General features: G+C 63.5%; 24 protein-coding genes and 1 tRNA gene. 12 read left to right on the top strand and 13 right to left on the bottom strand.

Going from position 1 to position 22,644, the window contains the following annotated elements:
* Window positions 1-876, bottom strand: coding sequence for a class 1 fructose-bisphosphatase (locus AV929_RS08720; protein WP_064288010.1), 876 nt, complete (start codon window positions 874-876; stop codon window positions 1-3).
* Between the two features lie 269 nt (window positions 877-1,145).
* On the opposite strand from AV929_RS08720, the gene AV929_RS08715 reads away from it, so the two are divergent.
* Both AV929_RS08715 and AV929_RS08710 read left to right on the top strand, forming a co-directional pair.
* Complete coding sequence (locus tag AV929_RS08715) at window positions 1,146-2,003, top strand: 3-hydroxyacyl-CoA dehydrogenase family protein (RefSeq protein ID WP_064288009.1); 858 nt, start codon at window positions 1,146-1,148, stop codon at window positions 2,001-2,003.
* Between the two features lie 105 nt (window positions 2,004-2,108).
* Window positions 2,109-3,257 (top strand): acyl-CoA dehydrogenase, encoded by a 1,149-nt coding sequence (locus tag AV929_RS08710; RefSeq protein ID WP_050038008.1) that lies wholly within the window; start codon window positions 2,109-2,111, stop codon window positions 3,255-3,257.
* Here the strand turns inward: AV929_RS08710 and AV929_RS08705 are convergent.
* Entirely contained in the window at window positions 3,254-3,508 is a 255-nt protein-coding gene (locus tag AV929_RS08705; protein WP_064288008.1) for a hypothetical protein, read from the bottom strand. The two genes, AV929_RS08710 and AV929_RS08705, sit on opposite strands and share 4 nt — an antisense overlap.
* An 87-nt stretch (window positions 3,509-3,595) precedes the next feature.
* Window positions 3,596-3,886 carry a PadR family transcriptional regulator gene (locus tag AV929_RS08700; protein WP_023843250.1) on the bottom strand — a complete coding sequence of 97 codons (291 nt, stop codon included), beginning with the start codon at window positions 3,884-3,886 and terminating at the stop codon, window positions 3,596-3,598.
* An 87-nt stretch (window positions 3,887-3,973) separates the two neighbouring features.
* On the opposite strand from AV929_RS08700, the gene AV929_RS08695 reads away from it, so the two are divergent.
* The 4 genes from AV929_RS08695 (at window position 3,974) to AV929_RS08680 (ending at window position 8,455) form a co-directional block, all read left to right on the top strand.
* Window positions 3,974-4,261, top strand: a complete 288-nt coding sequence (locus AV929_RS08695; protein ID WP_014040264.1) for a hypothetical protein — start codon at window positions 3,974-3,976, stop codon at window positions 4,259-4,261.
* 289 nt (window positions 4,262-4,550) lie between these two features.
* The gene (locus AV929_RS08690) at window positions 4,551-7,217 is read left to right on the top strand and encodes an alkaline phosphatase PhoX (protein ID WP_064288007.1); all 2,667 of its coding nucleotides are present in this window, start codon (window positions 4,551-4,553) and stop codon (window positions 7,215-7,217) included.
* Between the two features lie 45 nt (window positions 7,218-7,262).
* Window positions 7,263-8,015, top strand: coding sequence for a hypothetical protein (locus AV929_RS08685; protein ID WP_064288006.1), 753 nt, complete (start codon window positions 7,263-7,265; stop codon window positions 8,013-8,015).
* 17 nt (window positions 8,016-8,032) lie between these two features.
* Window positions 8,033-8,455: a hypothetical protein gene (locus tag AV929_RS08680; protein ID WP_050038004.1), complete on the top strand. Its 423-nt coding sequence runs from the start codon at window positions 8,033-8,035 to the stop codon at window positions 8,453-8,455.
* A 12-nt stretch (window positions 8,456-8,467) separates the two neighbouring features.
* On the opposite strand, the gene AV929_RS08675 is transcribed toward AV929_RS08680, so the two are convergent.
* Together AV929_RS08675 and AV929_RS08670 are read right to left on the bottom strand one after the other, a co-directional pair.
* Window positions 8,468-10,732, bottom strand: coding sequence for an amino acid permease (locus AV929_RS08675; RefSeq protein WP_050038003.1), 2,265 nt, complete (start codon window positions 10,730-10,732; stop codon window positions 8,468-8,470).
* The gene (locus AV929_RS08670; protein ID WP_064288005.1) at window positions 10,729-11,169 is read right to left on the bottom strand and encodes a universal stress protein; all 441 of its coding nucleotides are present in this window, start codon (window positions 11,167-11,169) and stop codon (window positions 10,729-10,731) included. The genes AV929_RS08675 and AV929_RS08670 overlap by 4 nt, the downstream gene beginning before the upstream one ends.
* 272 nt (window positions 11,170-11,441) lie before the next feature.
* Between AV929_RS08670 and AV929_RS08665 the strand changes: the two genes are divergently transcribed.
* Together AV929_RS08665 and AV929_RS08660 are read left to right on the top strand one after the other, a co-directional pair.
* On the top strand, window positions 11,442-12,977 hold the full coding sequence (locus AV929_RS08665; protein WP_050038002.1) for a TrkH family potassium uptake protein: 1,536 nt from the start codon (window positions 11,442-11,444) through the stop codon (window positions 12,975-12,977).
* Window positions 12,978-13,050: 73 nt separating this feature from the next.
* Window positions 13,051-13,410: a hypothetical protein gene (locus AV929_RS08660; protein ID WP_014040258.1), complete on the top strand. Its 360-nt coding sequence runs from the start codon at window positions 13,051-13,053 to the stop codon at window positions 13,408-13,410.
* A 16-nt stretch (window positions 13,411-13,426) separates the two neighbouring features.
* On the opposite strand, the gene AV929_RS08655 is transcribed toward AV929_RS08660, so the two are convergent.
* Both AV929_RS08655 and AV929_RS08650 read right to left on the bottom strand, forming a co-directional pair.
* Window positions 13,427-15,121 carry a potassium transporter TrkG gene (locus AV929_RS08655; RefSeq protein ID WP_064288004.1) on the bottom strand — a complete coding sequence of 565 codons (1,695 nt, stop codon included), beginning with the start codon at window positions 15,119-15,121 and terminating at the stop codon, window positions 13,427-13,429.
* 1 nt (window position 15,122) lies between these two features.
* Window positions 15,123-15,806, bottom strand: coding sequence for a TrkA family potassium uptake protein (locus AV929_RS08650; protein WP_014040256.1), 684 nt, complete (start codon window positions 15,804-15,806; stop codon window positions 15,123-15,125).
* A gap of 132 nt (window positions 15,807-15,938) precedes the next feature.
* On the opposite strand from AV929_RS08650, the gene AV929_RS22785 reads away from it, so the two are divergent.
* The gene (locus AV929_RS22785) at window positions 15,939-16,073 is read left to right on the top strand and encodes a hypothetical protein (protein WP_014040255.1); all 135 of its coding nucleotides are present in this window, start codon (window positions 15,939-15,941) and stop codon (window positions 16,071-16,073) included.
* Window positions 16,074-16,173: 100 nt separating this feature from the next.
* Here AV929_RS22785 and AV929_RS08645 read toward each other — a convergent pair whose 3' ends face one another.
* Window positions 16,174-16,611: a hypothetical protein gene (locus AV929_RS08645; protein ID WP_014040254.1), complete on the bottom strand. Its 438-nt coding sequence runs from the start codon at window positions 16,609-16,611 to the stop codon at window positions 16,174-16,176.
* 139 nt (window positions 16,612-16,750) lie between these two features.
* Between AV929_RS08645 and AV929_RS08640 the strand changes: the two genes are divergently transcribed.
* Window positions 16,751-17,629, top strand: coding sequence for a shikimate kinase (locus AV929_RS08640; protein WP_064288003.1), 879 nt, complete (start codon window positions 16,751-16,753; stop codon window positions 17,627-17,629).
* Complete coding sequence (locus tag AV929_RS08635) at window positions 17,626-17,919, top strand: chorismate mutase (RefSeq protein ID WP_008309354.1); 294 nt, start codon at window positions 17,626-17,628, stop codon at window positions 17,917-17,919. Before AV929_RS08640 ends, AV929_RS08635 begins: the two co-directional genes overlap by 4 nt.
* Before the next feature lie 5 nt (window positions 17,920-17,924).
* Here the strand turns inward: AV929_RS08635 and AV929_RS08630 are convergent, their stop codons facing one another.
* The 4 genes from AV929_RS08630 to AV929_RS08620 all read right to left on the bottom strand — a co-directional run bounded on the left by AV929_RS08630 (window position 17,925) and on the right by AV929_RS08620 (window position 20,301).
* A complete protein-coding gene (locus tag AV929_RS08630) occupies window positions 17,925-18,605 on the bottom strand; it encodes a carbonic anhydrase (RefSeq protein WP_044951817.1) in 681 nt (226 codons plus the stop codon).
* A 304-nt stretch (window positions 18,606-18,909) separates the two neighbouring features.
* Window positions 18,910-19,090 (bottom strand) — tRNA-Trp (locus AV929_RS21855).
* A gap of 54 nt (window positions 19,091-19,144) precedes the next feature.
* Window positions 19,145-19,372, bottom strand: a complete 228-nt coding sequence (locus AV929_RS08625; protein WP_050037997.1) for a DUF5795 family protein — start codon at window positions 19,370-19,372, stop codon at window positions 19,145-19,147.
* A gap of 41 nt (window positions 19,373-19,413) precedes the next feature.
* Window positions 19,414-20,301 carry a DUF5794 domain-containing protein gene (locus AV929_RS08620; RefSeq protein ID WP_014040250.1) on the bottom strand — a complete coding sequence of 296 codons (888 nt, stop codon included), beginning with the start codon at window positions 20,299-20,301 and terminating at the stop codon, window positions 19,414-19,416.
* Between the two features lie 413 nt (window positions 20,302-20,714).
* Here AV929_RS08620 and guaB point away from each other — a divergent pair, with 413 nt between their 5' ends.
* Window positions 20,715-22,199 (top strand): IMP dehydrogenase, encoded by a 1,485-nt coding sequence (gene guaB / locus AV929_RS08615; RefSeq protein WP_050037996.1) that lies wholly within the window; start codon window positions 20,715-20,717, stop codon window positions 22,197-22,199.
* Window positions 22,200-22,404: 205 nt separating this feature from the next.
* On the opposite strand, the gene AV929_RS08610 is transcribed toward guaB, so the two are convergent.
* Window positions 22,405-22,629: a hypothetical protein gene (locus AV929_RS08610; RefSeq protein WP_014040247.1), complete on the bottom strand. Its 225-nt coding sequence runs from the start codon at window positions 22,627-22,629 to the stop codon at window positions 22,405-22,407.
* Window positions 22,630-22,644 lie beyond the last annotated feature (15 nt).

Below are 22,644 nucleotides of genomic sequence, written 5' to 3'. Positions count from 1 at the left end.
TCAGTCGATAGTCGCTTCCAGCCGGTCGATCAGGTCGTCGTTCCCGAGATACAGCGGCGTCCGCTCGTGTAGCCCGTCGGGGTCGATTTCGAGCAGCGACTGGTTGCCGTCGGAGGACCGACCACCGGCCGATTCGAGGATGTAGGCCATCGGCTGTCCCTCGAACTGTACTCGAAGCTTCCCTTCGGGGCGTGACTCCAGTGCAGGGTACGAGAAGATACCGCCGTAGGTGAGTACCTGATTGATGTCCGCGACCATCGCCCCGCCGTAGCGGAGCTTCAGTTCGTGGCGGACCTCCTCGGCGTATGGCTCGAACTCGTCCGTCCAGGAGTCGACACCGCCGCCGAACCCGAACACTGTGGGGTCCTCCGGAACCGTCACGTCGTCGTCGACGACCCGCTTGTCGCCGTCTTCGAGGATGTACTCGCGGACGCTGCCGTCCCGGGCGACGACCATCGAGGTGATGGGGCCGTAGATGACGAACCCGGCGGCGAGTAGATTGGTGCCGACCGTCGGCGGCTGTTCGCTGTAGACGCCGAAAATCGTCCCCATCCCGCTGTTGGGTTCGAGGTTGCTCGACCCGTCGAGCGGGTCCATGGCGACGTGGAGGCGACCGTCTGTCGTTTTCACGTCCGCGCGTTCCTCGCTGGCGTAGGAGGCGACACCGTCGATGTCAAGCACCCGCTCCTCGAACAGTTCGTCGGCGCGCAGATCAGCCGCGAGCTGGTCGTCGCCGGTGGGGTTGACGGAGTTGCTCTGGCCACGGTGGTCGGCGATGGCGCGGCGGACGTCCGGTGTCGTCGCGGCGATGGTCTCGATGACTGCTGTGACTGTCTGCTCGGCTTCGGTGGTCGAAATGTCGAGTGACTTACTCATTTGTCAGATTAGGGGCAGGGACTGGCCATCCGGTGACCAGTCGAATTTTTCTCCGAGCCTGCTGCCCGCAGGGTCTCTCATCACCAGTACGTTCCCCGGCACACCATAAGTATCTTTTTGCTGACATTTACTACATTTCGAGTGAATATTCAGCCGCGGGGCAGTGCTTGCCGCTAAGCCTGTGACAGGTTGACTCGGTCGGATTGGGGCCGCCATGCCGATCCGATACCGTCGGCAGACTTACACGACCGCCGGACGAAGGCGCGGGTATGCATCTCGAAACAGTCGACACCGTCGGCGTCGTCGGAGCCGGAACGATGGGTAACGGTATCGCACAGGTCACAGCGACGGCCGGCTACGACGTCGTCATGCGCGATGTAACAGACGAACTGGTTGCCGCCGGGTTCGAGGAGATCCAGTCGAGCTTCGAGACGCTCGTTGCGCGCGACACAGTGACAGAACAGGAAGCAGAAGCGGCAACAGCCCGCATCACCGGAACCACAGAGATGGAGGTCCTCGCGGATGCCGACCTCGTCGTCGAGGCCGTAACAGAAAACATGGACATCAAGCAGTCCGTGTTCGAGGAGCTCGACGCCGTCTGCGGGCCGGACACGGTGCTAGCCAGCAACACGAGCACGCTCTCGATTACGACCATCGCTAGCGTCACCGAACGGCCAGAACAGGTCCTCGGACTGCACTTCATGAACCCTGTACCGATCATGAAAGGCGTCGAACTCGTCGTCGGTGAGAAAACGAGCGACGAGACGGTGACGCTGGGCCGCGAGTTCGCACACGACATCGGCAAGGAGACCTGGGAGGCCGACGACAAGCCCGGGTTCGTCGTGAACCGGGTGCTGATGCCCTGGATAAACGAGGGCATCCGGGCGTACGACGAGGGCGTCGCGGATAAGGCCGACATCGACCGCGGGCTAACTCTCGGAACGAACGTCCCCATGGGGCCGCTCGAACTGGCCGACCACATCGGCCTCGACGTGGTCCTCGATGCCTCCGAAACGCTGTATGAGGAACTGGGCGACCGCTACAAGCCCGCATACCTGCTCAAACGCAAAGTCACGGCCGGCGACCTCGGCAAAAAGTCCGGGCGGGGCTTCTACGACTACGACTGATAGATCTGCGGTGGCGAGCACAGATAGTAGCGAGCCGAGTACCATACCCGGCAACGGGCCGCGCGTTGGCCAACAGTAAAGACCCAACCCGCGTTAGAATCTGTCATGGACTTTAGCCCCACACAGGAACAACGCCAGATACAGGAAATGGTCTCGGAGTTCGTCGACGACGAGGTCAAGCCGCGGGCGGCGGAGATCGACGAAACCGACGAGTTCCCGTGGGACCTCGTCGACGAGATGGCTGATCTGGGCCTGATGGGAATGCCGATTCCGGAGGAGTACGGCGGGGCCGAACTGGACTACCACAGCTACGCGATGGCCCTCGAAGAGATTTCGCGGGGAAGCGGCGGGCTCGGCACAATCGTCGCCGCCCACATCTCGCTGGCCTGCAACATGATCTACGAGTTCGGCAACGAGGCTCAGAAAGAGACCTACCTCACGCCGCTGGCCGAAGGCGAGGAGATCGGCGCGTTCGCCCTCTCCGAAGCAGGCGCGGGCAGTGACGTGCCGGCGATGGATACCACTGCCGAACCGGTCGACGGCGGCGACGCCTATCTGGTCAACGGCGGGAAGCTCTGGATCTCCAACGGCTCCGTCGCCGACACTGTCGTCCTGTTCGCGAAGACCGACCCCGAGGCCGGCAACAAGGGTATCTCCTCGTTCATCGTCCGCCCCGAGGAGGACGACGGCTTCATCGTCGAAGGGACCGAGCACAAACTCGGCGACAAGGGCTGTCCGACCGCCGAACTGCGGTTCGACGATATGCGCATCCCCGCCGACCGTATGCTCGGCGAGGAAGGCCGCGGGTTCGTCCACGCGCTCAAGACGCTCAACGGCGGCCGCATCACTATCGCTGCCCGCGGCGTCGGCATCGCCCAGGCCGCACTGGACGAGGCGCTGCAGTACGCGCAGGACCGCGAGCAGTTCGACCAGCCCATCAGCGACTTCCAGGCCATCCAGCACAAGCTCGCCGACATGGACACGAAAACGCAGGCCGCCCGCCTGCTGATGCATCAGGCGGCCGACAAGAAGATGGCCGGCGAGTCGTTCGTCAAAGAGGCCGCCCAGGCCAAACTGTACGCCTCAGAGGTGTCCCGTGAAGTGGCGAACGAGGGCATTCAGGTCCACGGCGGCTACGGCTACACGAAGGACTTCCCGGCCGAGCGGTTCTACCGCGACGCGAAACTCAACGAGATTTACGAGGGCACCAGCGAGGTCCTCCGCAATACCATTGCCAGCGAGCTTCTCGATTAGGGAATCGAGAGGAGTCCTTCGACGACCACCGCACGCGTGAAGTAAAACGGCTTTCCGTCCGCACGGTAGCGGTTCGCACTGATTGTTCCGAGCGCGAGGAGTACCGCCACGCCGACGGTCCCGGCGAGCATCCCGACAATTTCCGACGGCTGAACAGCTGTGCGTGCGAAGACGTACGTTGCGACGCTGGCGAGCGCCGCGAACGGGAGGGCGTCCAAGCCTGCCAGGAGGAGCGAGCGGGACAGGGACATACCTGTGTTCTGTGGGAGCGGTCACAAAAAGGGTACCCCATCAACGGCGGCGCAACGAAATCCAGCAGAGGCTGGCAAGCAGCGCCGTCAACCGTCCTCACCAAGCGCCTCGCGCATCCACTCGAACTGGTCTCGAAGCCGCCGCTCACCGGCGTCGGTCAGTGAGTACTTGTCAGCGATGCCGTCCTCGCGGTGGGTAACGAACCCGGCCGATTCCAGCGCGTCGAGCGCGCCGTAGAAGCTCTTCGGTTCGATTCGCGTGTCGTAGCGGCGTTCGAGCCGCGTCTTCAGCCGCTGGCCGGAGAGTTCGCCGTCCTCGGCGGCGGCCAGCAGGACGCACATATCGCGCCGACGGCCGCTCTGAAGCCACTTCGCCATATGTGTCTCGTCACAGCCGTCCGGTTTCGCGTTTGCGGTTCCGAGCGGACCGCCAGGTTCGCATACCCCCGCTCCCTAGAGCCGCCGATGACCGACTCCGAACTCCCCGTCGAGGCGTCAGCGGACGGTATCACGGCCACCTATCGAGAGACCGACGAGGAACGGCTGCTGACATTCGAGAGCGACGGCGGGAGCGCCGCGGTCGCACAGAACATCGAGGGGTACGCGATGCTGAAGGTCCGACCGACCGCGGACGGCGACGAACTGGAGCGATACTACGGCTTCGACATGGCGCTTGACCACGCGGCGGAACTGCTGGGCGTATCCCCGAATGTGCTTCCGGTCCCAGAGCCGGCTGCCGACATGGGGATGTAGCCACCCGGCTCGCCCGCCACAGCGACTACTTGTTTGACTCGTGACTCGGTCGGGAGTGGGGCGACACTGTGCCAGCTACTCGAAGCGGACTGGTACGTAGGTGAGGACGAATCAGTGCGTGAACGACTGCAATCAGAGCTATTCAGTACCCATCCCGACAAAATAGCACTATTTCTGATACGTCTAATTCATTAGCAGTACGTATCGAACCGAGGCAATATGACCGCTCTAAAAACATCATACGAATATTATAAACTTGCTTTAATAATCACTGCTACCCCTCACTCGCATGGTCGATTTCACTCGACGGCAGGTGCTTTCACAGTCGGTGGCTGCTGCGCTTGGGGCCAGCGTCATCGGCGTGGCAAGTGGGGAAGAGGTCGAAGAGACAGACACACCGGGCGCTCCGAGCGTCGCCGGGAGTCTCAAACGCTTCTCGACGACGGCGTTCGGTGCGGAGGTGACCGGCCCGTTCGTCTTCGAAGACGGGTCACTACTGTACAGTCTCCAGCACCCGGAAGGGGAGAACCCCGAACCGTTTGGACGGGCTGCGGTGGGCTATTTCAGCGGCTTCCAGTTCGAGTTCGACGGGAGTAACGACGATTTCCCGGAGGTGGGGGTTCCGGACACCGAGGAGAAACAGCGTCAGGTCCGGTCCGCAGCCGGCGACTACGAAATCCTCGTGCAGGGACGCGAACCCATCAACGGTGGGGCGGAACGGCTCGGTGTAGTCCAGACGCCCGACGGGACGGATATCACCCAGGAGAACTTCGCTGGCACCCAGTACGGCGGTGCGGCGACGAACCCCGACTGTAATCAGTTCGTCCCGACCAACGACGAGGGGACCGAGGGATACCTGTTCACGAACTGGGAGAACAGCCCCGGATGCGTCTCGCGGGTCCCCCTTAGCCAGGACGAAAACGGCGAGTGGAGTGCGGACACCGGGAACGCAATGAACTTGACCAACACCGACTCCCTCCGTGAACACGGCGGGACGCGGATCAACTGCTACGGGGACCTCAGTCCGTGGGAGACGATGATTTCCGCCGAAGAGAACTACGCACACCCCCGCGTCAGTCTGACGGCGACGGTGAGCGACATCGTCGAGGCGGGGTCGGGCGAGGGACTCATCGGCGGATGTCAGTTCTGGAACCGGCCGAATCCGAGCGAGATATCGGGCGCGATCGAGTCCTACGCCGAGAGCGGCGACCTCGACGAGAACTTCGGCCCGCAGGGCTACTGGGCGCTGACCGGCGTCGAGTTCCTCGCGTACTACCTCGGCGCGGAGCGCGATGACCAGGGCGACGGCGAGAACCTCGCAACGACGCTGCTCGACGACGTGTATCCGAACCCGTACCGGTACGGGTACTTCGTCGACTTCCGCGAACCGACCGCTGACGAACCCGAAGCGGTCAAGTACTACGTGATGGGGCGGGCCTCGTGGGAGGCACCCGACATCGAAGGCGACCAGCGGACCGTCTACGGCTGTTCCGACGGCGACAGCAAGGGCATCTACAAGTTCGTTGCCGACGAGCCGATTCCGGAGTACGACGACCCAATGGACGTCGCCGGGACGCTGTACGCACCGAAGATCACGAACGACGCGGCCAACGCCGCCGAAGCCGGGGAGCGGAACTCCCCTGCACAGACCCCGCTCGAAATCGAGTGGATAGAACTCGGCCACGCCACGAACGGCGAGGTCGAGTCCTGGGTCGCCGAGTACGACGACGTGACCCAGGCCGACTACCTCAGCGCACACGCTGACTGGGAAGACGGCGACGAGGTGACCGAAGCGGCCATCAAGGAAGCCGATCTCTCCGTCATCGAGAACGGGAATCAGAACTACATCACGAACGAGGACATCGTCGAGTGGGCCGAGCAGTACGAGGCCAACGGTCCCGACGGCGTCGACGAGGACCTCCGGCGCGTCCCGTTCTTGGAGACCCGCGCGGCCGCCAAGGAAATCGGCGCGTCAATCGAGTTCAACAAGGCCGAGGGCGTCGACAGCGTCGACGACTCCCAGCCCGGCGATTTCATCTACTTCGGCATTTCGGAGTTCAACGACGCGCTCGCGGACGACGAGGGCGACATCCAGATGGACCGCGTCGACGGCGGCGTTGTCTACCGCGGGGTGCTGGAATCGGACTACAACGTCTCGACGCTCGAACCGGTCATCACCGGCCCCGACTTCACCGACTCGCCGGAAGACGCAAACGACGCGCTCCGGAACATCGACAACGTCTACACGATGCGCGACGGCCGCGTCATCTGCTGTGAAGACGGCTTCGGCGGCCCCGCCCGCTCGTATCCGAACGATGGCCTCTATGTCTACCAGCCCAACGTCGTCGTCAGCGCCAACTCCGCCGCGGTCGGCAGCGGGTCGACGGGTAGCGTCCCGCTGACCGCCTCGTCGCTCCCCGCTGGCTTCTCCGGCGCTCGGCTCACCGTCAGCGTCTCGAACCCCGAAATCGCGTCTATCACCGGTGTCTCCTTCCCCGACGCGCTCGGACTCACCGAGAGTTCCATCAGCGACGACGGCTCGTCGGCGACAATCCGGGTTGCCGACGTCAACACGAACGTCCAGTCCGGCGCGATGGACGTGCCACTCGCAACGCTCGACGTCCGCGCCAACGGCGGTGGCACGACCGACCTGACCGTCTCCATCGAGCAGATGGACGACGAGAACGGCAACGCCATCGAGGCAGAGGTCCGAAACGGCATCGTCGTGGGCGGCCCGAAGACGGTCGTCGGCGACGCCGCGCCGACCGATCCCGACGGCGACGGCCACTTCGAGGACCTCAACGGTAATGGCCGTCTCGACTACGAGGACGTGCAGGTGCTGTTCTCGAACATGGACTCCGACAGCATCCAGTTGAACACCGGCGCGTATGACTTCAACGAGAACGGCAAGATCGATTTCGCGGACGTGACAGCGCTCTACGAAGAGGTCAACTGACTGCCGCGACCGAGCCATCCTCCCATCTTTCGATACAGCAACACAATGACCGACGACACCACCTGTTCGATACGCGGTCGCGTCCGAACCGCCAGTCGCCCCCTCGCGCTCGTCGCGCTCGTCCTCCTCGCGGGGACGGTCCCCGCGCTCGCCACAGGGCAGAGCACGCCGACAATCAGCATCGAGGCCGGCTCCGTCGCTGCCGGCGAAACGACGGCCGTGCCGGTGGTCCTCACCAGCGCGCCGGACGGACTGGCCGGCTACCAGCTCGAACTCGCCGTCGACGACCCCGCTGTCGCCCGGTTCGAGAACGCGAGCTACCCCGACCGGTTCGGACTCACGACCGACCCCGTTGTCAGTTCAGACGGCGGGACGGTCACGCTCGAAGCGGCGGACCTCGACGGACAGATCGAGCCCGGAGCCAGCGACGTGGTACTCGCGACGGTCTCGCTTACCGGCGTCGACGGCGGTGAGACGCAGGTGACCGTCGCATCGAACCAGGTCGACGCCGACGGCGGCGGCGCAGTCGAGCCAGCGACCGAACCGGCGGCGCTCGCAGTGTCACCGGGCGCGACGACGGAGACAGTGGCCGCCGTGACCGAAGCATCGTCACCCGCCAGCGAGTCCACAGCCGAGTCAGCCGGCACCGCGAGCGCCGCAGGTGCCACAGAGGGCGACTCCGCGGGCGGCGGCGACCAGTCGACGACCGGCGCGAACGGTTCACTCCCGATAGCGCTGGCCATTGCCGCACTCGCCGCGGTGGCGGCGCTCGCAGCCAGAACGAGCCGACGACCGTAGACCAGTCCAACCTATCCATGCCACAACCAGACACCACCGCTGCACCGACGGATAGCTCGACCTACCGCGAGTACATCCTCGACGTACGTATCGTCGAGCGAACGACAGGCGACGGCGACACGCGCTACCGATTCGAGGCCCCGGACCACCAGGGGATCGAGTTCGCCGACCCCGAGATGGCGACGCTGTACGCCGACGTGTACTTCGACGTGAACGGCTTCCAGGAGGCCGGGACCGGCGACCGCGGCGTGCCGCCGACAGTCATACAGGCTGGCCGTGATACGCTCGTGGCGTACTTCCTCACGCAGGACGGCGTCGACGTTCACTGGGCCGCGTCGTTCTACGGCGAGAAACCGGAGAAAATCGAACGGTACGTCTCACGCGTCCGCAAGCGGTCGAAGAAAATCCGCGAAGGGGCGAAAGAACGGGGCCACGCCTGACACGCCGTGTGGCTACTCCCGACCGAACAGCCGCTCTCGGAGGGAACGCGACGACGGGCGCTCGGTCAGCAGGACCGGCGTATCGAGCGTCTCGATGACGTCGAACACCAGCGAGCCGCGAACGATGCGTGATAGCAGGCCTCGTTCCGTCGCGCCGACGATGACGAGGCTGTAGTCGCGGCCGATCCGTTCGATGGTCCTCTCGATGTCACCGGTTTCAATGCGTATCTCGGCGTCGGTCAAGTCGTGTTCCGCCGCCCACTCGCGCAGGAACGTGCGACCGCTCTCTTCTGCACCGGGGTCGACGACGTGGAGCAGGTCGACGGCTACGTCGACAGTTTCTTGGAGCGCTTTGGCGACCTCCGCGGAAAGGTCCGACGAGAGACCGCCAGCGGTCGGAACCAGGACGTCACTGAGGTCGAGGTCCTGCCCGTCCAGCACGAGGAAGTCACACGGCAAGTCGTGGGCCAGTTCGTCCAGCGTGCCTTCGGCGCGACCGCCGGCGAACTGGGTGCCGCCGTAGCCCATCACGACGGTGTCGGCGTTGTTCGTCCGGGCCGCGTCGAACACCTCCCCGATGCCGCGGTGTGAGAGGATCGTCTTCGTCTCTATCGGCACGTCGAAGGCCTCCGCGTCGGCCTTGGCGGCGTCCAGAAGGCTTTCCGAGGTAGCGTCTATCTGGTTCCGGTTCGCGGCGGCGGTTTCGAGCGCGGTCTGGTCCGGCACCGTCGCGATGTGGGTCGCGAGCACCCGTCCGCCTTCGTGTTTCGCCAGCGCACCTGCGAGGGTGATGAGCGCGCTCTCGGTGCGGGGATTTGCAAGTGCCACCATGATCGTCGGTCCCCCGGTTCCGTTCGGTGCGACCGCGTCGGCGGCGTTCACCACCTGGTCCGGGAGCTGCTCCTCGCGGTTGCTGATGTAGTCGGAGAGCACACCCTGCTGTGTGGTTTTGCCGCGCGCGTAGACGAAATACCATGCGACCGCGACAAGGACGAATCCGGCCGACAGCGCAATCTCGATACTGTCCATGAACGCGACGAGGCCGAGCGAGAGTACCGCACCGAGTATCGGCGTGATGGGGTACAGCGGCACGGTGAAATCCGGGTCGTACTCCGGCACGTCGGCCTCGCGGAAGACGATGAGTCCCACGTTCATCAGGGCGTAGACGATGAGGTGGAGGACGCTGGCCGCCTTCGCCAGCACCTCGATGTCCCGTCCGAGGAACGCGATAAAGACGATGATGAGCCCGCCGGTGACCAGAATCGAGCGATAGGGCGTGGCGTAGTTGGGATGGATCTCGTTGAGCCAGTTCGTGACGATCTTGTCCCGGCCCATTGCGAAGTTGATCCGGGCCGAGGCGAGAATCGACGCGTTCGCGGAGGACGCTGTCGCCAGCAGTGCGCCGACGGTCATAATCGCCGCGGCACCGGCGGCCACGCCGCCTATCGGTCCGATAGATGCCGGGAACGCGACCTCCGCGGCCTGTGCGACCGGGGCATCCTGACTGAGGTCCGGCCACGGAACGACGCCGAGCATCATCGACACGAGGATGGCGTAGATGACGGTCACGATGCCGACGCTTCCGATGATAGCAATCGGCAGGTTCCGACCCGGATTTTTGAGTTCCTCAGCGACGGTCGCAATCTTTGCGTACCCCAGGAAAGAGACGAATACGAGCGCCGTCGCCGGGAGAATCGCGCCGGTCCCGAACGGGGCGAGCCCGTCCTCGCCGGCGAGGGTCGCGTAGTCGAATGAAAAGAAGCCCGCAATGGCAAAGACGGTGAGAATAGAGAGCAGGATAAAGACAATCACCGTCTGGATGCCACCGGTTTCCTTTGCGCCGATGTAGTTGACGGCGACGAATATCGCCCCAGCGATGAGCGCCCCTATCTGAATGGGATTGAGAAAGGCGATTTCAGGGAGTGGGACGAAGACGGCGAGATACTGGCCGAACCCGATACAGTAGAACGCCGAGGCGAAGGCCAAGCCCATCCAGTCACCCATTCCGGCTATCGAGCCAAACAGTGGCCCGAGTGACTTGTTGATGTAGTAGTACCCGCCGCCCGCCTTCGGCATCGCCGTGCCGAGTTCCGAAACCGATAGCGCGTTCACCATCGCAATCAGTCCACCAACGACGAACGAGACGACGACGATGGGACCGGCCGCGTTCGCGGCCACGCCGGGCAGGACGAAGATACCGGCACCGATCATCGTCCCGATGCCGATGGTCATCGCCGACACCAGCCCGAGGTCTTTCGCCAGTTCTTCGTCGCTCATTCCTTCGAGTCCGCCTGTGGAAGTGCAATCACCGGTACCTCCGCGTTCGTCACAAGCTTCAACGAGAGATCACCGGAGAGGAACTGCATGAGGCGACCACCACCGCGGGACCGGTATGCGATGGCGCTCGCCTCGACTTCCTCGGCGACATCGAAGATAGCCTCGACGACGTCCCGAGCGTACGCGGTGTGGTCGTCGGCGTCAGGGAACACCGTCCTGACGGCCGCATACGACTCTGCCGCCAGCTCTTCTGACTGCTCGACTGGCGTCTTGTCCGGAACACCCTCGCCTTTTTCGACGACGTGTAACGCCGTCACCTGCTCCGGCTCGTACGGTTCGAGCGCAGTCGCCGTCGTAAGCCCGTCGTCCTCGTTGGCAACCGGTAGCAAGACATGTGCAAGAATGTCCGTGGTTGTCTCGTTGGTGCTACTGTTCATACACAGACGGAGTAGATAGGTCGGTAAGAATGTGTCTACTTATATCGTATATTCGAACCTTATTTAAATATAGATATTCGAATTCGGAAAACCAATCGTCGTCAACGGAACACTCGGATCGGTACCTGTCAGTATATAGCGAGTTCCGTGGCGGAAGGGAAAACCCTACAGCAGCGCTGTTCCCGAGTATCTCCGTCAGAAGCAGCGCTGTTGGAACGTGGGGCTTTTTCATATCGGGAGTGTGAGCGTCAGTTAATGGTCGGTGATCAGTGATGTCGGTTCGCGTCGACTGGCGACAGAGTGTCGCCCTGACCGGCACAGTAATCAAGTATCTCGCCGTCGCAATGCTGGTCCCGCTCGGGATCAGTTTTCTGTACGGAGAAGATACCGTCGTCTTCCTGATTTCTATCGCGATCGCCATCACGCTCGGCATAGCGCTGGAGCAAGCCAGCGACAGTCACGAACTCGGGCCACGCGAGGCGCTGCTGTTCGTCGGCCTCTCCTGGGGTGCTGTCGCGGTTATCGGCGCGATCCCCTACGTTATCGCCGGGTACGGGACCGAATCAGCGCTCGGTGAACCCGTGAACGCGCTGTTCGAGTCGATGTCCGGCTTCACGACGACCGGGGCGACTGTCACCAACGAAATCTCGTTTGCCCGCCACTCGCATGCGCTGTTGATGTGGCGACAGCTCACCCAGTGGCTCGGCGGGATGGGTATCATCGTTCTGATGGTCGCCATTCTTCCGGAAGCGGCCGTCAACGGGGCGCAGTTGATCGAATCCGAAGCGCCCGGCCCCGAACTCCAGAAGCTGACGCCGAAGATAGCCGAAACCGCACGGCTCCTCTGGCTGTTCTATCTGGGCTTTACCGTTCTGTATATCCTCATTCTGCTCGGCCTCCATTACACGGGCTACGCACCGAACATGGATGCGTATAATGCCGTCGCACACGGGTTCACGACGCTGCCCACCGGCGGGTTCTCCCCCCAGGCCGAGAGCATCGCCTACTTCTCACCGGCCGTCCAGTGGGTCGTCATCCCGTTCATGCTCATCGCCGGGATGAACTTCGCGCTGTTTTACCTCCTGTTACAGGACGAGTACGCCGCCTTCCTTCAGGACCGCGAACTCCAGGCGTACCTCGGTGCGAACGCCGGCGTGGCCGTCATCCTCTGGGGACTGCTCTTTACCGGGTCCGCGCCGCCGCTCGAACTCGGCGGTGTGACACAGGGAGCACTGGAGAACTCGCTCCGGCAAGCCACATTCCAGGTCGCCTCGCTGCTGAACTCGACCGGGTACGCGACCAGTAACTTCGCCGAATGGGGTAACACCGCAAAGGGAGTCCTGTTGTTCGCGATGTTCATCGGTGGCTCCGCAGGGTCGACCGGTGGCGGTGTCAAGATAGTCCGATGGCTGGTCGTGCTCAAGAGCATCCGACGCCAACTGTTCACGACAGCTCATCCCAGCGCTGTCAAACCAGTTCGGCTCGGCGGGCAGGTCATCGACGAGGACGTCATCAACGCGATATACGGGTTCACGCTGTTGTACCTGCTCACGTTCGGTGTCGCGACAGTGTTTCTCCTCCTCGATGCGGGCCGTGTCGGGCTCGACCTGACTGTCTTCGAAGCCATCAGCGCAAGCCTGGCGACCATCGGGAACATCGGTCCCGGGTTCGGGTTTCTGGGGCCGTTCGGGACCTACGAACTCTTCCCGGAGACCAGCAAACTGCTGATGATATTCCTGATGTGGATCGGTCGACTGGAGATCATCCCGGTGTTCGTTATATTCACCGGCGCGTTCTGGAACGAGTGAGTCCGGGAGACTCGTTCCGTCGGCAGTTCTAGCTGGCAGTTCAGTTATGTACCTACCCGACGGAGACTTCGGTATGACCAGTCCTGCAGACGAACCGACACCACCTGAGGGGGTTCCGGACCGGGTGGCGACGGACCTACCGGAGTTGACGCCTGAAGAACTCCGCAACACGATCATCTACGCGCAGGAACTGCTGCAGTTCCACGACGAGACGGCGTCGCCGATAGAACCGGGTCCCAACGAAGACATCATCCGGGCAACCGAACGCGACGGCTACACTGAGGTGGTAAAGCTGGCTTCCTGTGCTCAGGGCTGTGACGACTGTCCCCACGGTCCGTATCTCTACCACGTCAAACAGGAATCCCGGCCCGAGGGTGGAACGAAGGCACGCTGGATGTTCCTCGGCGAGGTCTATCCCGACGACGGAGAGTAAGGGGCCGCCCGCTCAACTACGGTTCCAGCCCGTACAGTCCAGCGCGGATGAACACGAGTATCGGGATGATTTCCAGCCGGCCGACCCACATATTCAGCACGAACATCCCCTCCGCGAGCGGGGACATCGACGGGCCGGTGATGCCCGAGGAGAGGCCGACGTTCCCCTGCGCGCTGGCGACTTCAAACAGGGCATCGGCGTAGCCGAACTCCGGTCCCGCGACGTTGGTGAGGACGACGCTGCTGGTCACCAGAATGATGAGCCACAGCAGCGTGACGATGGCCGCTTCGCTGAACTCCCGTTCCATCGACTCGCGGTCGAGCGTCCGGTCCCCGATGCGGGCCGTAATCACCGCGTTCGTCGGGAGGAACACCCGCGAGAACTGCCAGATGATGCCGCGAGCGATGGTGTAGCCACGGATGATCTTGATGCCGCCGACGGTGGACCCGGCAGCGCCGCCGAGCACCATCGCGCCGACCACGAGCACTTTCCCGCCAGCGAGCCAGCGGCCGATCGGGGCCGACTGGAACCCGGTACAGCTGAGGGCGCTGACCCACTGGAACGTCGAGTCCCGGACCGCATCAAGCTGTGCGGCGTCGAGCATCGGCACCGAAAACGGCAGGAACGACTGGGTGGCAAACGCCTCAGTCGTCGCGGGCACGGACCATACGTTCTGTGCCGAGAGCGCGACGACGCCGAGCGCGAGCAGGATGAACAGCCAGCGAGTCTGTAAGTCCGACACCAGTTCGCGAATCTGCCTGTCGTGCAAGACGACGTAGTGGACCGGGAACGCGACCGCACCGAGAATCATGATCGGCAACAGAACGGTTTCGACGAGCGGCGAGTTGTACGTCGCAATCGAGTTGTCCGTGACCGAGAACCCGCCAGTCGTGAGCCCGGTCATGGCGTGGTTGAGCGCCTGCCAGGCGACCTCCCACAGGGGGAGCGACTCGGCGTACTCGCTATCGCTGGCGAGGATGGCACCGAACAGGAGCGCGAACGAGAGCACCGTGTAGCCGACGACGAGTTTCCAGACCGTTCGGACGGTGGAGACGACGCTCGGGTGAATCTTCTCCTCGCGGGCCTCGCTCTGGTAGAGCGCGTAACTGCCGCTGCCGGGACGCGAGAGGATGGAGACGGTCAGGACGATGACGCCGACGCCGCCGACGTACTGGATGAACGACCGCCACCACTGAACTGCGCGGGGGAGCGAGGGCTCGTGAATCGCCATCGTCAGGCCGCTCCCGGTCCATCCGCTCATGCTCTCGAAGAAGGCGTGAAGCGGGTTCCGGAAGTACGCCAGACTGGAGAGCGTCGTCGTCCCGCCGACCCTGATCGGCTCCCACGTACTCGTGTCCGCTCCGACTGGAACGAACGTATCCATGACGGCGGGGGGCGTGAACCACGCGGTCAACAGGAACGGCAGCGAGCCGAACGTGGCGACCAGCAGCCACCCGCCGGCGGCGATGACCATGCCGTGTTTCATCTGGGGGGCCGGCGCGTCGGTGAACCCACGGTTCGCGAGACCGCCGACGGCGGCGGTCACCCCGGCCGCGGTGAAGAACCCGAGAGCGGCGTGAAACTCCTGAAAGCCGAGCGCAATGGCGGCCGTAATCGTCATCAGCCCGGCCTCCATCAGCAGGAGCGAGCCGATATCACGGGCGATTGTTTTCAGGTCCGTCGGGAGTAGCCCGCCGTTCCGTCGCGACATGTCAGTTGTGGTCCTCGGAGTGACCGAAGATGTCGGTTACCTCCGGTGTCGCCCCCTCGCCCGAGTAGACCGTTAGCAAGTCGTCGGCCTCGATACGTGTATTGCCGCGGGGTGTTATCGGGTCGCCCTCGCCGTTGCGCTCGATGGCCACGATGAGCGTCTGGCCGCCGATGAGGCCTTCCGTATTGGCCTCCTGCAACGTCTTACCCGCAATCGGTGCGCCGGGTGTGACAGTGATCTCGAACACTTCCGCCTGGTCGCCGATGCGCATGAAGTCGACGATAGACGGCCGTTTGACGGCCCGATAGAGGTACTCGGCGATGAGCCGCTGTGGGTTCTGCATCGTGTTGACGCCGATCTGGCGGAACACGTTCATGTGCTCGGGGTTGTGGACGACCGAGACGATGTCCGGCACTTCCAGTTCCTGTGCCAGCAGACAGACCATGATGTTCGTCGCGTCCTGATCGGTCGTCGATATGAGCGCATCGGCACGGTCCGCACCGGCGTCCTCTAGCGTGTCTTTCGACGTCGCATCGTCGTTGATAACGAGACAGTCGTACTGTCTCGACGCACGTTCCGCTCGCTCCTCGTCCCTTTCGATGGCAACGACCTCGTTGCCGCCTGCTGTCGCGATTTCAAGCAACGGCGACCCGATATCACCGGCGCCGACGATGACGATATACATTTTTGCCAGTGTACTGAACCGATGGTTGAAAGACTACCGTTATCAATCACAAGCAGGACATTGCGGGTAGTTCGGTCTGTCAGTGCCTTCTCCTCCCAAACCACTATACTGTCCCCGATTGAACTGCTCGGTATGGCAAACATCACCGAGCAGTTCGACCATCCGGCCTGGCTGACAGCCGCCGGGACACTCGCCGGCTACGGCCTCATCCTTCTGTTCATGTTTCTGTTACTGTTCATCGTCCCGTACCTCCTCTTCCCGGCCTGAGACGGGACGGTGTAGATTATTTCCGGGTAGCTCCCGGCGTCGGAACAGACCGGGACATCGCGCAAACAATCCGTATGCGTCGAAGCCGTCCCACCGGCCGCTACTCGTACCTCGAATCGATGAGAAATCCGAGCGAGATGAGTCCACAGACCATCGACAGGAACCCGGTCATAGCGAGGCCAAACGGCGGTTCGTCGCCGGGATAGGTTACGAGTCCGCCGAAGGAGCCGATACTGATGCCCCACAGGCCGACCGTTAGCACGAGGTCCGCATACGTGTTCCAGGCGTCTTCGAGCGCGGGTTCGACGCGAGCGAGCCACCACCCGGTCGCGTCCTCCTGAGATGACGACCCGCGACCCAGAACCTGGCGAACTGCGGGCCGGCCGCCAGCGACGGCGAGTGCAGCAGTAGCGAGTACCGCAATTCCCGCCAGCACTGACACTGAGGCCGCCCGGACCTGCAACAACAGAAACAGGCTGACGTAGCCCAGAACCGCGATGCCTGCCGTGACTCCCCGGAGTGCGTTCCCGATGCTCATTTCCCGTTGCTGGTTCCCTTCGAACTGATCGGTATAGTGTTGTCCGTCTTACTGCGACGCTACTGCTTCGTACTGCGGTCAACGTGCCGCTACAGGGGTATCGCAGTTAGTAAATAGGTCCGCGAGGGAGTACACGTCGATGGAAGGGAAGGCAGCAGCGCCCGCAGCAGGGACGGTCCTCAACGCGCTCGCGACCGGCCGCGGTGCGGCGTTTGCTATCGACGAGTACACGACAGCGACCGTCACGCTCTCGACTGAGACCGACGGTGTCACTGGCGAGGTGGATGGTGCTCCGGACGCCGACACGCGGCTCATCGAACGCTGTGTCGAGTACGTCATCGACGCCCACGGCGGCCCACAGAACGTGGGCGTCCCGGCGGTCTCCGGCGGGACTGTCCGCACAGAGAGCGAGGTCCCGATGGCGTCGGGGCTCAAAAGCTCCAGTGCGGCCGCAAACGCGACCGTCATGGCGACGCTCGACGCACTCGACGCGACTGAGCGGATGAGCCGCGAGGACATGGCCCGCCTCGGCGTCATGGCCGCCCGCGACGTGGGCGTCACCGTCACCGGGGCCTTCGACGACGCGTCGGCGTCGATGCTCGGCGGTGTCACCGTCACCGACAACGAGGACGACGCGCTCCTTGCCCGCGAGGAAATCGACTGGGACGTGCTTGTCTGGACGCCGCCGGAACAGTCGTTCAGTGCTGACGCGGATGTCGAGCGATGCCGCCAGATCGCACCGATGGCCCGCCTCGTCGAGGACCTCGCGCTCGACGGCGACTATCAGCGGGCCATGACGGTCAACGGCCTCGCGTTCTCGGCCGCGCTAGATTTCGAGACGGACCCGGTACTCGACGCGCTCGGGCACGTCGAGGGTGTCTCGCTGTCCGGGACGGGCCCGTCGTTCACTGCCGTTGGCGAGCGGGCCGCACTCGAAGCCGTACAGGACGCCTGGGACGAGCGACCCGGAGCGACCTGGCTGACGACGACACAGACCAAGGGAACACACACAGTATGAGCACGAACCCGAACCCAGAGGACATGTCGCTGGACGAACTGCGCGACGAAATCCGGACTATCGACCAGGAGATCGTCGAGAAGATCGCACAGCGAACCTACGTGGCCGACACCATCGCACAGGTCAAAGACGAGAAGGGGCTGCCGACGACCGACGAGCAACAGGAGCAAGCCGTCATGGACCGCGCCGGCGACAACGCGGAGCAGTTCGACGTTGACGAGAACCTCGTGAAAGCGATTTTCCGACTCCTGATCGAACTGAACAAGGTCGAACAAAGAGAGAGTCGATAGCGGGACTAGTACTCCCAGAGGCGGGTAATCCGCGAGTCGATATCGGGATGGGCCGCTCGGAGTGCGTCGACATCGGTTTCACCGTCGACGTTGATGACGTGGACTGCGCCCCGTCGGCCGCCGTACACGTCCTGAAAGTCGTAGACGACGCCGAACACGTCCACAGCGTCGGGAACGTCGTCGCTGCTGCGGAGGAACTCGACTTGCCTGTCGACGTTGTACTCGACGAGTCGGTTGACAGCCGCCGCTCGCTCGATGTCTTCGGGAAGGTGTTCCAGCGCGGGCTCGAGATGCGGTTTGAGAACGCCGAGACAGTGCTCGATACCGGCCGGCTCATCGAGGCCGTCCGTCAGGTCGTCGTAGGTCGCCGTCACCGCTCCACAGCCGGTGTGGCCGACGACGATGGCGGTTTCGGTCATCGTGTGCTCGATGGGGTACAACACGTCACCCGAGACCGCCTCGCCGGACGCGGTCCGCTGGATGACTCGGTTTCCGATATTGCTACAGGTGAAGAGATGCCCCGGCTCGCTGTTGCCCCACATATGGTCCTGGAGCACCCGCGAATCGGAGCAACAGACCGTGACAGCGTCGGGCGTTTGCGAGTTCTGGACCTGGTCGAACCGGTCCCGGAACTCCGCCGCGTGGTCGGCGTTTCCGGCAAGTAAATCGCGTAATAACTGGCTCATGCGTGGGCAGATAGCCGCCATGAAGTAAACTCATTGGACTGGGGCAGTGTTGCCCTCCCAAACCTGACGCCGACTCGGAGCCGTGTTCGGAACGCTCTGGCTGCGTCGAGAGGGTGAAAACCGAGACTGAAGGGGCTTAGACGTACGACTACGGCGAAAACAAACGAACAGACGGATCTGGAAGAGTAACAGTATGGGATCGGAGATTATTTACCTGACTGCGAGACTCACTTCGTTCGTCTCGCGTGGCTCAAATCCACCTCTCAACAGTTCTGCCGCTCGCGTTATAGCTCGCGGCAGGAAATGGGGTCGGAGGGATTTGAACCCCCGATCGGCTGATATCTCCGTCCTGCGCCTCGGAACTCCAGAGGGTCATCGTCGCGAACCGGTGATCAGCCGGCCGCTCAGTATATCAGCCCTCGAAGTGTCGTCCCAGGCGCGTGGCCTCTGGAGTCAGCCGCCTTCCCGGACTAGGCCACGACCCCGCACTCCGGCGTAAGCCGACTCGCATTAAAGGGATTTCGATTGGCAGACGGCGCTCAGTCGCGGTCGGTGTCGGACCAGTCGCACTCTTGGCACTTGTATCCAGTAACAAACTCCAGCGCAGAGGGCATATACCCCACTGAAATGACGTTCTCACCACATTCCGGGCAGTCGTCGTCGGCGTCTTCGATGGGTTCTGCGTCCATGACGTCCTCGCCTTCGATGAGTTCGGCCAGGCTCTCGGGAGTCTGCATCCGGCCCTGGACCACGCGATTGTCGCTCATACCGGACGACCGGGCCTGAGAGGCCTAAAAGTTCTCCCTCGTCACAGCCACGGGGCGCGTTCCTGATCCGGTTCGTACTCGACCGCGGCCCCTTCGTCGGTCTGTTCGTCGGCTGCGACGCCCTGGGACGCGCCGCCGTCGGCGAAGGCGGCGGTGAGGTCCACAGCGTCGGGGCGGTATTCCGTGTGGCGCGTGCGGGCGTTCTCCGGATCGAACGACAGCAGCGCCGTGACGGCGAGCACGGCCAGCGCGACTGGTGCGTCGGTCGGCATCACGCCGAGGACGGAGAGGGCGAGCACGCCGAGCGCGACAGCGCTGCCGAAGCGGAACCGGTCTATGTCGACGGCGTTGCGGAGCCACGGGCTCGCCAGCGCGACGGCGAGGGCGAAGCCGATACCGACGCCAGTGGTAGCGGCCGCCCGGAGCAAGACGCCGGGTTCGATGGCGGTGACCAGCGTCGCGCCGGCGGGGTCGAGGCTGGCCAGCAGGCCGAGCACGACGATGACGGCTGGACGCGGCAGGTACTCGCCGATCCGGGCGCTTGCGGTCTGTGCGGCGATGGCGAGGATGACGAGGCCGGCGAATCGTTCGAGGGTGCCCAGTTTGACAACCCCCGCAATCGTCGGTGCGAGCGCTGCTTCGATGAGCGCAATCGGCATCAATACGGCTCCGATGATGAGTACCGCGCGGGCCTGCTGGCGGGGACCGCCTTCGAGCTCGGCCAGCACGACGGCGACGGTGGCCGACCCGCCGAAGACCAGCAAGCCTACTTCGAGGACGCCCATCCAGGTCGAGAGTGCCCCCGCGAGGACGAGCACCGGGAAGATGCCGTCGACGAGCGGCAGACCCATGACTGTCGCTAGAAGCCGGCCACCGCGGCCGACCTGCTGCTCGATGTCGAGTGCAATCGGGTGTCTGGAGATACTCATGTCGTGTTACGGTCGAGCGTGACCCAACTCCCGTCGGGAGGTTCTCACTCGGTCCTGACAAACACGACAGAACTGCCAGAACTTGGTACCGAACCACGCGAACGCTGTGTTGCCCGACGCTGTAGGCGTCATCTGGCGGGCAGTACCGTTCCGTGCGGGTTCGGTGAGTCGCATGTTTTTAATTATCCTTCATTCCCACATAACCGTTGCGTGAGAACTGCGCACATACGCCACCGATTCTCCGAAATACCTCGATGTTTGTGGACGAATGTCTCACCTTCGAGAGCAGGGAATGACAAGTGCGGCATCACGGGCGTATTTCTGGAACGGGCTTCCCGAGACAAGTGTGGCATCGAACCCCACGTAGCGCCGAGTCTCGCAACGTTTTTGCCGGGCCGTCGTGGACGATTTACATGGCGAACGATTCCGAGCCTTTCTCAGAGAAGCTCCGAGTGCCGGAGGCGCTGACGTTCGACGACGTACTCCTCAGACCCAAGGAGTCCCGGGTCGAACCAGACGAGGCAGACACGACGACGCGGGTCTCGAAATCCGTCGAGCTGACCGTTCCCGTCCTCTCCGCGGCGATGGACACCGTCACCGAGAGCGACATGGCGATCGCGATGGCGCGACAGGGTGGTATCGGCGTCCTCCACCGCAACATGAACGCCGACGAGATGGCGACCGAGATCGAGCGAGTCAAACGCGCCGACGAGCTCATCATCCGCGACGTCGTGACGGCCAGCCCGAACCAGACCGTCAGTGAGGTCGACGAGATGATGGAACACGAGGGTGTCTCCGGCGCGCCGGTCGTCGACGACGACAACGGCGCAGTGCTGGGCATCATCTCCGGGACGGACATCCGGCCGTATCTGGAGGTCGGCGAGGACGACGCCGTCACGGACGCGATGACCGACGAAGTCGTCACCGCCCCCGAGGACGTGACGCCCCGTGAGGCGCTGGAACTGATGTACGACCACAAGATCGAGCGCGTCCCCATCGTCGACGACGAGAACCGGCTCGTCGGGCTGGTCACGATGCAGGGCATCCTCCAGCGCCGCGAGTACGACCAGGCCGCCCGCGCGGACGACGGCTCGCTCCGCTGTGGTGCCGCCGTCGGTCCCTTCGAGATGGACCGCGCGCAGGTCGCAGACGAGGCCGGCGTCGACATCCTGTTCATCGACTGCGCGCACGCCCACAACGCGAACGTCATCGAGAGCGCCCGCGAGATCAAGGCCGAAGTAGACGCCGACGTGGTCGTCGGGAACATCGGCACCCGGGAAGCCGCCGAGGCCGTCGTCGACTTCGCCGACGGCGTCAAGGTCGGTATCGGTCCCGGTTCCATCTGTACGACCCGCGTGGTCACCGGTGCGGGAATGCCCCAGATCACCGCCGTCGCGCAGGTCGCTGACGTAGCGAGCCAGCACGACGTGCCGGTCATCGCCGACGGCGGCATCCGATACTCCGGGGACGCCATCAAGGCCATCGCCGCGGGTGCGGACGCGGTGATGCTTGGCTCGTACTTCGCCGGGACCGACGAGGCTCCGGGCCGCGTCATCACGATGAACGGCAAGAAGTACAAGCAGTACCGCGGGATGGGCAGCGTCGGCGCGATGAACGAGGGTGGCGGCGAGCGCTACCTCAAGGACGACGAGGAGGGCGAGGAGTTCGTCCCCGAGGGCGTCGAAGCCGCGACGCCGTACAAGGGTTCGCTGGCCTCCGAACTCCACCAGCTCGTCGGCGGGATGCAGTCCGGGATGGGCTACGTCGGGGCCGAGACGATTCCCGAGTTCAAGCAGCGCGCCGAGTTCGTGCGTGTCTCCGCCGCGGGACAGCAGGAGAGCCACCCGCACGACGTGATGATTACGGACGAAGCGCCCAACTACAGCCCCGACAGCTAACGCTGACAACCGAAGGGGATGTAAAAAGCCGCAGCTGATTATACCGCGGTTTCGCAGGTCGGACTACACGCTTCTTTCCGTGCTGCATTCGCGTCGGGGTACGCTTTGAACGACTCACCACAGCTCGAACACTCGAACGTGTCGAAGTCGGACATAGCGGACGGCCGTACTCGCGCCGCGGAAAAAATTATTGCGGATACGTCGATTAGTCGTAGTAGTCTTCGTCCAGTGGCAGATCCGTCCCGGACGACGTGACTTTGTCGACGGTCGTTTCCAGGCAGAGTGTCTCGCTGCATTCGGGGCAGATGACGGCCACGTCGACCTGTAGAGAGTCATCGGAGTCGTAGATTCCCAGAACCTCTGCGTCAGAGGCGTACAGATACTCCGCCGACAGTTCGTGCTCGTGGTCGCGAGCGTAGTCGTACGTCATGCATGCCCGCTACAC

The sequence above is a fragment of the Haloarcula sp. K1 genome, assembly GCF_001647155.1.
Lineage (GTDB): Archaea > Halobacteriota > Halobacteria > Halobacteriales > Haloarculaceae > Haloarcula > Haloarcula hispanica.
This window is presented reverse-complemented; position numbering and strand designations above follow the sequence as displayed.

What these genes read in the sequence shown, in the direction of transcription:
- AV929_RS08705 (WP_064288008.1), bottom strand. Translation starts at nt 3,508, where the DNA reads ATGTCCCTGTCCCGCTCGCTCCTCCTGGCAGGCTTGGACGCCCTCCCG.
- AV929_RS22785 (WP_014040255.1), top strand. Translation starts at nt 15,939, where the DNA reads ATGGCAAACATCACCGAGCAGTTCGACCATCCGGCCTGGCTGACAGCC.
- AV929_RS08710 (WP_050038008.1), top strand. Translation starts at nt 2,109, where the DNA reads ATGGACTTTAGCCCCACACAGGAACAACGCCAGATACAGGAAATGGTC.
- AV929_RS08690 (WP_064288007.1), top strand. Translation starts at nt 4,551, where the DNA reads ATGGTCGATTTCACTCGACGGCAGGTGCTTTCACAGTCGGTGGCTGCT.
- AV929_RS08620 (WP_014040250.1), bottom strand. Translation starts at nt 20,301, where the DNA reads ATGAGTATCTCCAGACACCCGATTGCACTCGACATCGAGCAGCAGGTC.
- AV929_RS08610 (WP_014040247.1), bottom strand. Translation starts at nt 22,629, where the DNA reads ATGACGTACGACTACGCTCGCGACCACGAGCACGAACTGTCGGCGGAG.
- AV929_RS08645 (WP_014040254.1), bottom strand. Translation starts at nt 16,611, where the DNA reads ATGAGCATCGGGAACGCACTCCGGGGAGTCACGGCAGGCATCGCGGTT.
- AV929_RS08650 (WP_014040256.1), bottom strand. Translation starts at nt 15,806, where the DNA reads ATGTATATCGTCATCGTCGGCGCCGGTGATATCGGGTCGCCGTTGCTT.
- AV929_RS08635 (WP_008309354.1), top strand. Translation starts at nt 17,626, where the DNA reads ATGAGCACGAACCCGAACCCAGAGGACATGTCGCTGGACGAACTGCGC.
- AV929_RS08660 (WP_014040258.1), top strand. Translation starts at nt 13,051, where the DNA reads ATGACCAGTCCTGCAGACGAACCGACACCACCTGAGGGGGTTCCGGAC.
- AV929_RS08640 (WP_064288003.1), top strand. Translation starts at nt 16,751, where the DNA reads ATGGAAGGGAAGGCAGCAGCGCCCGCAGCAGGGACGGTCCTCAACGCG.
- AV929_RS08715 (WP_064288009.1), top strand. Translation starts at nt 1,146, where the DNA reads ATGCATCTCGAAACAGTCGACACCGTCGGCGTCGTCGGAGCCGGAACG.
- AV929_RS08680 (WP_050038004.1), top strand. Translation starts at nt 8,033, where the DNA reads ATGCCACAACCAGACACCACCGCTGCACCGACGGATAGCTCGACCTAC.
- AV929_RS08625 (WP_050037997.1), bottom strand. Translation starts at nt 19,372, where the DNA reads ATGAGCGACAATCGCGTGGTCCAGGGCCGGATGCAGACTCCCGAGAGC.
- guaB (WP_050037996.1), top strand. Translation starts at nt 20,715, where the DNA reads ATGGCGAACGATTCCGAGCCTTTCTCAGAGAAGCTCCGAGTGCCGGAG.
- AV929_RS08665 (WP_050038002.1), top strand. Translation starts at nt 11,442, where the DNA reads ATGTCGGTTCGCGTCGACTGGCGACAGAGTGTCGCCCTGACCGGCACA.
- AV929_RS08700 (WP_023843250.1), bottom strand. Translation starts at nt 3,886, where the DNA reads ATGGCGAAGTGGCTTCAGAGCGGCCGTCGGCGCGATATGTGCGTCCTG.
- AV929_RS08630 (WP_044951817.1), bottom strand. Translation starts at nt 18,605, where the DNA reads ATGAGCCAGTTATTACGCGATTTACTTGCCGGAAACGCCGACCACGCG.
- AV929_RS08670 (WP_064288005.1), bottom strand. Translation starts at nt 11,169, where the DNA reads ATGAACAGTAGCACCAACGAGACAACCACGGACATTCTTGCACATGTC.
- AV929_RS08720 (WP_064288010.1), bottom strand. Translation starts at nt 876, where the DNA reads ATGAGTAAGTCACTCGACATTTCGACCACCGAAGCCGAGCAGACAGTC.
- AV929_RS08695 (WP_014040264.1), top strand. Translation starts at nt 3,974, where the DNA reads ATGACCGACTCCGAACTCCCCGTCGAGGCGTCAGCGGACGGTATCACG.
- AV929_RS08655 (WP_064288004.1), bottom strand. Translation starts at nt 15,121, where the DNA reads ATGTCGCGACGGAACGGCGGGCTACTCCCGACGGACCTGAAAACAATC.
- AV929_RS08685 (WP_064288006.1), top strand. Translation starts at nt 7,263, where the DNA reads ATGACCGACGACACCACCTGTTCGATACGCGGTCGCGTCCGAACCGCC.
- AV929_RS08675 (WP_050038003.1), bottom strand. Translation starts at nt 10,732, where the DNA reads ATGAGCGACGAAGAACTGGCGAAAGACCTCGGGCTGGTGTCGGCGATG.